We start from the raw sequence: 11,658 nt of genomic DNA, 5'->3' as shown, positions 1-11,658 counted from the left end.
GCAATAATGCCAACATCTCTTTTACTAAAAGACGAGATTGGCAAGTTAGGAGCCAAAGTGTCAGATAAATTTTCCAGCATAGAAACACAAGCAAGTTACGGTATTGGTCTACAAATGGGCGAGCAATTGCGCGCTAATCCTTTCGAGGGTTTAGACATTGCAGCAGTGCAAGAAGGACTTGCCGATGCATTTAATAATCAGCCAGCTCAAGTTGACAATGATACTTTACGTGCTGCTTTCAATGAAATTCATGAGATTATGCAAGCCGCTAAGTCCGCTGAATTTGCAGAAGTGATTACTCAAGGCGAAGAATATTTAGCAGAAAATGCTAAACGTGCAGAAATTACAGTGACAGAAAGTGGCCTTCAATATGAATTAGTCAGTCAAGGCGAGGGAGAAGTACCGAACTTGAATTCAACTGTACGTGTTCATTATCACGGTACTTTGTTAGATGGCAGCGTATTTGATAGTTCTTACGACCGTGGTCAGCCAGCTGAATTCCCAGTTAATGGCGTGATCAAAGGCTGGACTGAAGCACTTCAGTTTATGAAAGCGGGTACTAAGTTGAAACTTCACGTTCCAGCTGAGCTTGCTTACGGTGAACAAGGCGCAGGCGGTGCTATTGGCCCCCACAGCACACTAATATTTGATGTCGAATTACTCGATATAATTGCTTAGTTAGTAATAATAATATTCCAAGGTCGGCAATGCCGGCCTTTTTTATGTCTGCAAAACATGTATTAATCAAAAGTTATTTTGTTTTGCGGAGTGAACAGATGAACACTTGGGTGTAAATACATTTATGGCTAATTATGTGCCACTAGCTACCATTCCATTAGCCTGTGCCGTAAGCAGACCTTAATGGATGAATATATCCGTCCATACATCCTTCAAATTCCAACGGTTCTGAAAACGGCTGATTTATGGGTGCCCCCCACAGATCCTAGATGATAAGCCAAACACCAGTAATGATGTTCATTATTGGTGTTTTATACGGCTAATTGAGAGCAATGATAGCTAGGTTTTGCTCATAAAAATTTGCCGTTCTCATCTATGGCATTAATCCTCAGTTCATCTGGGTTAGCATCACTTGCATCAGGTATCCATTTACTGAGGCATTCTCTATTTTCAACACAGGGGTCGGTTAATGCCTGCAAAAATTCTGCTAAATCATTAATTTGTGTGTCCGTTAACAGCACATCTTGCAGACTAAAGATTTCAGCGGTTCTGTTAGCTGCCAATTGATCCAGAGCATGTTGGGTGTTTTGCAGCATATTAACAGTTTGGATATTGGGAGATATTTGTGAAAAGTCGTAGTTATCTAATGCTCGTTCTGGATTTAGGTGATGTTTAATCACGTCAATTAAAGACGTATACGCCCCTGCGTGACTCCAAGGTCCGGTAGCCGCAGTATTAAGCAGGGAAGGTGTTCTAAAGGCATATTTATCAATGCCTAAGCCTGTCTCTCTAAAGCGACCAAAATCATCACTTCCTAAGGGACCGTTACCCTTGCCTCTGCCAATTTGTGGCATAGCAATTACATGAAATTTTTCGTCCGTAAAAAAGTCGCCAGAGTGACAAGAGGCACAATTAGCCCCGCCGTTATCAACCGAATTAAAGAATAGCTGAGCACCGCGTTTGGCTTCGGGTGTCAGTGCGTCATCATCACCCTCAACAAATGCTTTCCAAGGCGTTTCGACAAACACTTGAGAGTTTTCGTAATCAGCTATGGCTTCGGTAATGTTTGAGAAGGTAATGAGTTCTTCTGCAGAGCCTTCTGAATCACTAAACCCTTTTTGAAATTCGACTAGCCATCTATTAATTGGCAATAAGCCCCCTAGTGGAGTGCCATAATTGCCAATGCGTTGTTCTAAATTTTTTCTAACCCCGGTGTTGTTTAGTTCCGTAAAATTGCCAAAGCTCTTCATTTCTTCCGGAGATGTAACAGGGAATCTCGCTTGAGCACTAGCCAATGTTGAGCTGGCACTCGGATCAGTTTGACCAAACGGGCTATCAGGGGTTCTTATACCTAAACCGTCATCGCCTGAGCGTTCGGCTGTTCCGCCTAAGCTTTCAACGCGGCCGTCATGAAACAAAACCTTGTCCCACATTGCTAAGTTGAAAGTAGTTGGGGCGTTTCTTGGAACCGTAGGGCCACCGTCAAAATGATCACCACTTGCACTGTGAAATCGGCCAGGACCAAGTAGATCAGGGGTGTCGGCATCTACCCCAATAGGCAATGATAAGTCATCACCGCCTCCTAACACTGGATGGTGACATGTTACGCAGGCGGAATCAAAGTCCCCACCTAAGCCCTTAGTGAAGAATAACTTCATCCCCAATTGCGCTTTGGATTCGCTTATATCTGGAAGTGTTCGACCTACAGAAGGGTCCCCAACCAATTCTAGACCTTCAATTGCGGTTCTGACTTTACTTGCCTCCGATGGTGGCACTACCGCAACAGGCTCTTCGATTACTGGCGCTTTTGCATCATTACTTTGTCCACAGCCAAGTATAAAGACAGCCAACAAACTCATAACGGTGGCTCTAAAAAATAGATAAAGTAGGGGGTCGGGTGATCATATAAAAGTCTTTTATTGGTATAGTTAATATAGCAAAGGGTCCTTCATGTGTTGAATCTCCACTTGCGACTTCTTTTTAAAATGTAGCTTAATCTTTTTTCTAGTATAGACGAATCTACATACTTTCGGAGTCGTGTGGCTATTTCTATAATAGCTTAGAGATACCAGATACTGCGTTTCAAATGAAGACGAGGAAATTAGTATAAATACCTATTTTTATATATTTTATGATTAGTTATGACATGTTCTATTATATTAATTACATCTAATTACAGAGACACTCAGTGCGCCGATATTAATCGGTAGAAGATTGGAGTGGAAGCCGCCTCGGATGCAAGTCTTCTACTGGTAAGGTAAGCACACCGCCAAGACCCTGCATTGTAAGGTGTCGTGCTAAGCGATGACAGGTTAAACCATAGGCCGAGTATTGAGCTGCGAAATCTACACTTAAGCGTGCTGACCTTGTTGGGTGAAGGGGAAGGCAATACGACCAATTGATGAAATGCCATAAACGGCAGTGCTAGTAATTGGTTGGCGCTTCGCAGTCATATACCTTGTGCATGTGGTGATGTCTTTTATGCGGCACTCCTGAGATCCAGCGGTTTGGTAGGACATAATTCATTCTGCACATTAAGGGGAAGTCAAAAGACAAAGCCTTTGAATTTATAGGACACCCTTGTTAATTAATAGCGAAGCTGGGAGAAAACGAAAGTAAGTGGCACAGGAGGCTGTAACAAATTTTGTGTAACTGCCTATCATAAATTACTCTGTTGAGAGTTAAGGATAGGCAGATGCAAATGAACAGAAAAGAACTTGAAGCTTTCGCTAACGAAGCGGCCAAAGGCATTAAAACCCCAGAAGACCTAAATGATTTCAGTCGAATGCTGAAGAAAATAACCGTTGAGGCTGCATTAAATGCCGAGATGGAAGAGCATTTAGGCTACGAGAAACATGCTGAGTCAGTCGTCAAAAATAGTCGTAACGGCAGAGCGTCTAAACGGATAAAAACGGAAGATGGTGAGTTCGACCTCGACACACCGAGAAATTAGCAGGACACCCTTGTTAATTAATTGCGAAGCAGGGATAAAATCAAGGTAAGTGACAAAGCTACTTAAAACAAAAATTAGTTGTTAAAGCTGACAGCGCACCCGATGAAAATAAGCGTAGCGCATGCTTTTGACATAATGTGAGAACACCGATACTACCCGATGTAAACGCATCCTAGAAAAGTGAAATCTTTGAGTCAGTCAAATACACATCTGTAATGATTTTCACCTAAACCCAACATCCTTGTAGGGTCATTAAGTCTGCTAGAACAGTGCTCCAGAGAGTTCTGACTTGACCCGTGATGGTTGGCACCCAAACTTAACTTTTAAATAGACCAGCCTCATTCATTTTTGTGTCTTTTATTCTCATAATTAACATTCTGTTAAAAGAAAGGATTAGGTATATCTGATATGCTAAGCGGCTAATTTTTAATCATCAGGCTCTATGAGCAATTTAAATGTTTGATCTGAACACCAATAAAGACAATAAAGTTAAATATGACGTGTTGTCTGGGATCACTTTTGCTTTAGCGTTGGTACCATAAGCGGTTGCATTTGCTTTCGTTGCTGGGGTTAAGCCTATGGTTGGTTTATATGTGGCCTTCATGGTGGGATTGATTACTTCTGCAGTGGGTGGCAGGCCTTGAATGATTTCTGGTGCTACTGGTGCTAATGGTGCAATGGCTGAGGTTATGGTCGGACTTGTTGCCCAACATGGGTTGCATGTTTTTATTAGCAGCGATTATTTAGCAGGTTTGTTACAGCTGCTGTTTGGCATCTTTAAGTTAAGTAAGTTTATCAGACTGGTGCCTTACCCCGTTATGTTAGGATTTGTAAATGGTCTAGCCATTGTCATATTTCTTGCTCAATTAGGTCAGTTTAAAGTACTCGATGGCTTGGGTGATCTAGTGTAGATGCAAGGTGAAACACTTTATATGAAGTAGAGCAATGTCATCGTAAATAATTTTACATTGGCATTTTTTTGGGTAGTATATTCCTCAATACGATGCCGGTATTTTAAAACATTGAAGTTATTTAACCGAGGGGAAATGGATGTACGACTGTAACATTGTGGTCATTGACGACGATATTATTACCCTTGAATTGGTTCAGCTAATTCTTGAAGAAATCATATTGGGTGAAATTCATGTCTTTTCTGATAGTAAACAAGCGTTAGATTATGTACAAAGTAACAATATGGACAATATTTCACTGGTGATCTGTGACTGGTTAATGCCCGAAGTCAGTGGTTTACACGTACTCGCAGCGCTTCGCAAGTCCAAACCAGAATGCCCATTTTTGATGTTAACAGCTAATGCAACCAAACAGTTGGTGGTTGATTCTATGCGGCTAGGTGCCACTGACTTCATTGTGAAACCTTTTCAGACTCACGACCTGCTAACTAAAGTCGAGCGACTTATCCGTGATGCGGATGGCTAATAAAGTCATTTCTCATTTATTCAAAATTTTTCAATTTAAGTGACCTTATTCATGCAGTTTGACAATATTATTGATAGAACCCCCAGTTACGCACTCAAATGGGAAAGATACAAAAGCCGCGATATTTTACCTATGTGGATTGCGGATACAGAATTTAGGTGTGCAGAACCAATTTTAGACGCCATCAAGAGCGCACTGAGCATGGTTTAATGGGTTACACCTTACCTGCCGACCATGTAACGGCAAATCAAGCGGTCGTCGACTGGTTAGCGCGGCAATATGATTGGCAAATATCGCCTGAGTGGATTGTTTGGACCCCCGGTGTGGTGCCAGCATTTAATGTGGCCTGTAAGGCACTTTGCCAGCCTGGTGATAAAGTGTTGATTCAAACGCCCAACTATCCCCCTCTTATTGCGGCACCTAAACTAAACAATTTGATTAAGGTTGATGTAGGAACTGTTGAAGTTGACGGTCGTTTAACTATGGACTTTGATGAACTCGAAAAACAAGCAGCCGACCCTGCATGTAAGCTATTCATAATATGTAATCCAATGAATCCGATTGGAACCGTACTCACCTCACAAGAATTGCAACGTATCGCTGATATTTGCATCAATAATAATGTGATGTTGTGCTCAGACGAAATTCATTGCGACATTATTTTAGATGAGCATGCCAAACATATTCCAGCTGGCAAACTAGCGGGCTTTAAAGGCCAAGCCATTACGCTTATGGCTGCAAGTAAAACCTTCAATGTGGCAGGTTTAGGTACGTCTTTTGCGATTATTGAAGATCCCTCCATTAGGCGTAAATTTAACGTTGCGGCTCAGGGAATGGTGCCATGGGTAACGGTTTTAGGCTTAGCTGCCACTCAAGCTGCTTTTACGCAGTGTGATGATTGGCATCAGGCTTTGTTAGGTTATCTTCGTGGCAACAGAGATTATTTGGTGGCTGAAATCGCTAAAATTAGAGGGCTAAAATTACTCAGCCCTCAAGCAACGTTTTTAGCTTGGATTGATGCTAGTGGGTTAGGCGTCGACAATCCTCAAAAACACTTTGAGGATTTAGGCGTTGGACCTTCCCCTGGTAAAGACTTTGGCGATAAAAACTGTGTGCGGATTAACTTTGGTTGCCCGCGCTCAGAACTTGAGCGCGCTATTGAATTAATTAAAGCTGGGTGCCAAGCTCACATTAAAAGTTAACCTTAGCACCTAGTACAAACGAGCGAGCAGGCAAGGGAGCAACATCTTTTAGAAATGAGCTGTGCACTTTTGCCAATTCGTTAGTCAGGTTATTCGCTTTCACATAAAACGTTAGGTCGGTATCATCTAAACTTATGTAATAATTAAACGCTGCTGATACTAAGGTGTATCCGTCAGTTTGTGTCTCAAAATCAGCAATTTTATCCTGTTTAGAATAATGTATAGCCCCCAGCTCCGCATGCCAATTACCTTGTTCCCAATGTAATTCTGTTCCAAAACGCATCGATGGAATTCTCGGTAAGTCCGTATTTTCATCAGTACTATGGGTTAATTTTGCTCGGGTAAAATCGGTAAAAGCACTGATACGTAAGTTGTCATTCAGGTGCCAATCAACATCTGCTTCAAAACCATATAGCTCTGCGTCTTGTTGACTAAATACATAAATGGGCAAACCTTCCTCTTCGTGCATATCAACCGGTAGCTCTTCGCCTGCAAGTGCTTCTTCATGATCGTGAAATTCTAAACCCGTATTTTGCTGAAATAAGTAATTATCGATTTGGTTATAAAAAACACTAAAGTTGGCATGTAGATCCTCAGTTTGTACGCGATAAGTTAGATCCAAATTGTTAGATACTTCCTTCTTAACTTCTCGGTTAGATTGTAGAAGAGTAAATTCCAAGTCATCAGGGTTACTATCGTCTATTACTAAGTCAAAACCAGCCCCCACCTCATAAGTTGAGGTGCTAATATGAATGCCATTTGAAAACATTTCAGCCGATGATGGTGCACGTTCAGAGTGCGCGTAATTTACCGCGAAAGATTGGTTATCATCTACCTGATATACAAAGCCAGCAGAAAGGCTATTTGCGGTATAGCTTACATCGTCAAAATTAGCATCAACCTCACTGTTGCTGAAAAATGCATTATCAGGTTTATGAGCAACGTGTTCGAGCCTTGCACCTAGTTGCCATAAAAAGTCGCCAATTGTTTTTCTTCGAGCACAAATAAAGCACTGCTGGTGCTTTCGGTTGAGGGAGTAAAGGCTTCTTCACCCACTGCAGAAAAGTCAGAGCTTGTGTAATGTAAACCGACTACGCCTTGCCAACCGTTAACAGCGGCATGTTTTGCCCATAGACGCGATTCGATAGAGTCATTTTTAAACGTGGTGCCTACTTCGCCTCCTTCGATTTCACTGTGTTGATACTCTGTATATGCGTTATGCCAATGTGCTTCTGTGAACCAACCAGATAGGTTTTTCCAGTCGATGACTGATTGAAAGCGATCTTGTTTCATACGTGCAAAGACGGCTTCTTCGTCTTCCATCTCTTCTTCATGTTCTTCTTCTTCATGTCCTTCTTCGTCGTCATGACCTTCTTCCTCATGCTCATCATGAGCATGGCCTGGTATGCCATAATCTGTTTCTAACCTGCCGTAAGCCAGTGATAAAGTGACATCATCACCAACCCAACCTGCTCCCAAAGTAAAACCTTGAGAATCTATGTCTGAATTTTCTAATGTATCTAATATGTCACCGTCTTCGAGGGTGAACTCAGGAATATCATAATCATCTGATTTACGGCTAAAAGCATCTAAGTGCCATGCGAATTTGTCTTGTCCGCCATTGATGTCAGTCGATACTGTGCGTTCGTTTGACACCGTGTCATGTAAAGCGCTAACTCTTCCGCTTAGTCCTTCTTGACGAGTTTTAGGTAGGCGATTATCCACCACATTTACTACACCACCAATTGCCCCACTGCCGTACAATAAAGTTGAGGGGCCGCGTAATACTTCTATTTGGGTAGCCGTAGAGGTTTCTGTGGTAGCAATATGATCAGGACCAACCCGTGACGCATCCGAACTATCCATGCCGTTTTGTACTACTTTTACTCTGGGTCCATCTAAACCACGAATAATTGGGCTACTTGCTACAGGGCCAAAATAAGTACTATTCACTCCCGGCATCGATTTAAGGGTTTCCCCCAAGGTCGCACTTTGATTCTTTTCCAACTCATCACCACTTAAAATAGAAACTGGCGTGGAAGACTGTAAGACTGAACGACCAAGTGGTGAGGCCGTGATAATCAATTTTTCAATATCACTTTCATCTTTTTGAGTGGGCTTGTCTTCTGATAAAGCAGGGCGGCTGGCAATAACAGCCAATACTAATAGGGTGATTTTTGAAAAATTAAAAGGCATAAGTCACTTAGAGATAACTAATAAGGTGATGTTATATTATAACAATCATAATTCTATGCAATCACTTTTTGAATAATTTGTCTCAACTGTTAATCTAGAGCGATGTTATACAGATAAATATGCCTTAGGCGCAACAAGGCAAAAGGTGAGTAGTTTTAGTCTATGCAAAAATTTGAATCAAGCACTCACGACTCTCTAAATTCATTATGTGAGTCCGAAGAATTATCAGGTGTTTTGCACCCTTATGCCTTTATCCAAGGCATTATTTTCGCAGTTGCGGCAGCTCCCGAGATCCCTATGCCCGAAACATGGTTACCCTGGGCGATCAAGACCAATAACCAACTGACTAGCACTGAACAAGCAGATAATCTTACCGATATCCTGATGAAACTATTGCAGCTACAGCTAAAAAGTATGAGTGAAGAAAAGATACACTTACCGATAGGCATCACATTTAATCAAGACGGTCACAAGCAAAGTTCAGTAGCGTTGTGGTGCCAAGGTATGTTGTTTGGGCATAGTCAGCTTGAATCAGTTTGGCAACATGCCTGGCATAAAATGCAACTTAGTGACAAAGAGCAGATGCAGCAACTTCAAAAAGATTTAAGCCATTGCTTATATATGTTCACTACCTTTGCAGATATCCCATTAGCGATTAAACAGGCAGAAGAGAGAGGTAACGATCAGTTGTTTAATATACTCCCCAAAATATTTTTTATCGTTCCCACAAACCCTAAAAACCTATGTAGGACTGTCTGGCCGATTGGTAGACTATTTACCCAATCAGTTTGAGACGTTTGAGCAAAAATAAAGTAGCTTTGATAAACTGACTGAAAACAAAAACAAAAACAAAACAAAAAATAGGGAAAATATATGAGTAGTTTTACTAGCTTCAGGCGTGTCACAACCCTTGTAGCCGTCTTGTTCACTTTACCAGCCTGCGTAGGAAACAATAATTTGACCACTGAATCTGTTAAAAATGACGTGAAGTTAACCAATGAGGCTATATATGGCGACTGGGAATACAACGCAAAAAAACCAGGAGCGGTGCGCTGGTTAGATGAAGGTGCCAGTTATAGTGCCTTAGAAACGGCACCAGGTTACGAAGATGCCACACTTGAAAAAGATCAATACGGCGATGACATCAAAGTGTATGAGGAAATTGTAAAATACGATCCTGCTACATTAGAGCGCACTGTTTTATTGCCCCTTAAACAACTTATTCCCCAAGGCTCTGACAAAGCATTAGCTGTAGATGATTATCAATGGTCTGAAGACAAATCTAAAATATTGATCTACACCAATGCTAAATATGTTTGGCGCAAGAAAGATCGTGGCGATTATTGGATCCGCGACCTTAATACTAATGATTTATGGAAGTTAGGCGGCGAGCAATCTGCACCAGCAGAAATGATGTTCGGTAAATTTTCACCTGATGGTTTGAAGTTCGCTTATGTGTGGAAAAAAAACATTTATGTGCAAGATCTTAAGTCAAGAAAAATACAGGCGCTGACCAATGACGCTTCAAGCACTATTATCAACGGGTTGTTTGATTGGGCATATGAAGAAGAGTTCTCTATTCGCGATGGATATCGTTGGAGTCCAGACAGTCAGCGTATTGCTTATTGGCAACTAGATACACACGCAGCCAAAGACTTTTTGATCATCAATAACACCGACACTCTGTATCCTGTGGTGACTGCTATTCCCTATCCAAAAGTGGGCGAAGAAAATGCAGCAGCGCGTATTGGAGTAGTCAGTCTTGAAACTGTCAAGACCCAATGGATGTCACTGCCTGGTGTGGCTAAAGATATGTACGTACCACGAATGGATTGGGCCAATAATAGTGAGCAGTTACTGATTCAACAGTTTAATCGTAAACAGGATACGAATACCTTGTTTTACGCAGAAGCAGGTACTGGCAAAGTTGAGAATTTTCTTACTGAAAAAGAAAACACTTTTATTGAATTGATGATTGAGCCTAAATGGCTCAAAAACTCCGATGACTTTATTTGGCAAAGTGAAAGAGATGGCTGGAAACACGTTTACCGTGTATCCAGAAACGGTAAAACATACACCGACCTTACTCCGGGAGAGTTTGATGTAACAGAACTGGTTTCCGTTGATGAGAAAAATGGCTGGTTGTACTTTATTGCCTCTCCAGACAACGTGTCGCAACGATACCTGCAGCGCACACCTCTAGATGGCAGCGGAAAAATGCAGCAGGTAACACCAAGTCAATTTAGCGGTAGTAACTCCTATAAAATTTCTGCGGACTCTAGTTGGGCGATACATACTCATTCATCCTTTTTGTCGCCCCCTATTTACAGCTTAATTTCCCTGCCTGATCACAAGGCACATCATGTGCTCGAAGATAACGAAGCCCTGACGGCAAAATTGGATGAGTTAACCTTAGGTGAAGTTGAGTTTTACAGCGTTAAAGCCCAAGACGGATTACGTTTAGACGGTTATATGCTGCGTCCCGCTGATCTTGATAAGAGTAAAAAATATCCATTGATCCATTATGTTTATGGTGAACCGGCGGGTCAAACTGTTCAAGATGTATGGCAAGGCAACCGTGGAATGTGGCATATAATGATGTCACAGCAGGGGTTTGTAGTTTCTTCAATTGACAATCGCGGTACAGCTGCACCTAGAGGTCATGATTGGAGACGTTCTATTTATGCAAGCGATGGTGATGCAGAGACACAAGATCAGTCAGATGCAATCAACGCCATGTGCGTACGCTGGACATATATCGATTGTAACCGTGTAGGATTATGGGGGCATTCTGGGGGTGGGTCATTAACACTCAACTTGATGTTTCGACACCCTGATTTATTTAAGGTAGGCGTGTCTCAAGCACCAGTTCCAGATAAAAGACTATATGACTCAATTTATCAAGAACGTTACTCTGGTTTATTAGCTGATAATATTGATAACTATTCTAAGGTTTCGGCTATTACCCATGCCAGCAAATTAGAAGGGAAATTGTTGCTCGTGCATGGTACCGGTGATGACAATGTGCACTATCAAGGCAGTGAGCGATTAATCAACGAGTTAGTCAAACACAATAAACAATTTGAACTGATGGCATACCCTAATAGACGTCATGGGATAGTTGAAGGTAAAGGCACTTCATTACACTTGAGCACAATGCGAGCCAATTATTTTATATATAATTTGTAGGGG

The 11,658-nt window shown here is 41.7% G+C and carries 5 protein-coding genes and 4 pseudogenes; 7 read left to right on the top strand and 2 right to left on the bottom strand.

What is annotated here, in order from left to right; all coding sequences use genetic code 11:
- The first annotated feature begins 57 nt into the window (after positions 1-57).
- Positions 58-678, top strand: a complete 621-nt coding sequence (locus C427_RS20465; protein WP_034900219.1) for an FKBP-type peptidyl-prolyl cis-trans isomerase — start codon at positions 58-60, stop codon at positions 676-678.
- Between the two features lie 350 nt (positions 679-1,028).
- Here C427_RS20465 and C427_RS20460 read toward each other — a convergent pair whose 3' ends face one another.
- Positions 1,029-2,537 (bottom strand): cytochrome-c peroxidase, encoded by a 1,509-nt coding sequence (locus tag C427_RS20460; RefSeq protein ID WP_015431271.1) that lies wholly within the window; start codon positions 2,535-2,537, stop codon positions 1,029-1,031.
- An 842-nt stretch (positions 2,538-3,379) separates the two neighbouring features.
- Here C427_RS20460 and C427_RS20455 point away from each other — a divergent pair.
- From C427_RS20455 to C427_RS20440, 4 genes and pseudogenes are all read left to right on the top strand, one after another.
- Positions 3,380-3,628, top strand: a pseudogene (locus tag C427_RS20455) (transposase); the annotation flags it as partial.
- Positions 3,629-4,086: 458 nt separating this feature from the next.
- A pseudogene (locus tag C427_RS27905) lies at positions 4,087-4,539 on the top strand (SulP family inorganic anion transporter); the annotation flags it as partial.
- Between the two features lie 142 nt (positions 4,540-4,681).
- Positions 4,682-5,068, top strand: coding sequence for a response regulator (locus C427_RS20445; RefSeq protein ID WP_007642608.1), 387 nt, complete (start codon positions 4,682-4,684; stop codon positions 5,066-5,068).
- Positions 5,069-5,119: 51 nt separating this feature from the next.
- Positions 5,120-6,270 (top strand): annotated as a pseudogene (locus C427_RS20440) (MalY/PatB family protein).
- Here C427_RS20440 and C427_RS20435 read toward each other — a convergent pair.
- Positions 6,260-8,466 (bottom strand): annotated as a pseudogene (locus C427_RS20435) (TonB-dependent receptor). The pseudogenes C427_RS20440 and C427_RS20435 sit on opposite strands and share 11 nt — an antisense overlap.
- 162 nt (positions 8,467-8,628) lie before the next feature.
- Between C427_RS20435 and C427_RS20430 the strand changes: the two are divergent.
- Together C427_RS20430 and C427_RS20425 are read left to right on the top strand one after the other, a co-directional pair.
- Positions 8,629-9,258, top strand: coding sequence for a UPF0149 family protein (locus C427_RS20430; RefSeq protein ID WP_015431266.1), 630 nt, complete (start codon positions 8,629-8,631; stop codon positions 9,256-9,258).
- An 81-nt stretch (positions 9,259-9,339) separates the two neighbouring features.
- Positions 9,340-11,655, top strand: coding sequence for a S9 family peptidase (locus C427_RS20425; protein ID WP_226991273.1), 2,316 nt, complete (start codon positions 9,340-9,342; stop codon positions 11,653-11,655).
- Positions 11,656-11,658 lie beyond the last annotated feature (3 nt).

Source organism: Paraglaciecola psychrophila 170 (assembly GCF_000347635.1).
Taxonomy (GTDB): Bacteria; Pseudomonadota; Gammaproteobacteria; order Enterobacterales; family Alteromonadaceae; genus Paraglaciecola; species Paraglaciecola psychrophila.
This window is presented reverse-complemented; position numbering and strand designations above follow the sequence as displayed.

Bases quoted from the DNA above. Each gene is read 5' to 3' on its own strand.
- C427_RS20430 (WP_015431266.1), top strand. From the start codon at position 8,629: ATGCAAAAATTTGAATCAAGCACTCACGACTCTCTAAATTCATTATGT.
- C427_RS20460 (WP_015431271.1), bottom strand. From the start codon at position 2,537: ATGAGTTTGTTGGCTGTCTTTATACTTGGCTGTGGACAAAGTAATGAT.
- C427_RS20445 (WP_007642608.1), top strand. From the start codon at position 4,682: ATGTACGACTGTAACATTGTGGTCATTGACGACGATATTATTACCCTT.
- C427_RS20425 (WP_226991273.1), top strand. From the start codon at position 9,340: ATGAGTAGTTTTACTAGCTTCAGGCGTGTCACAACCCTTGTAGCCGTC.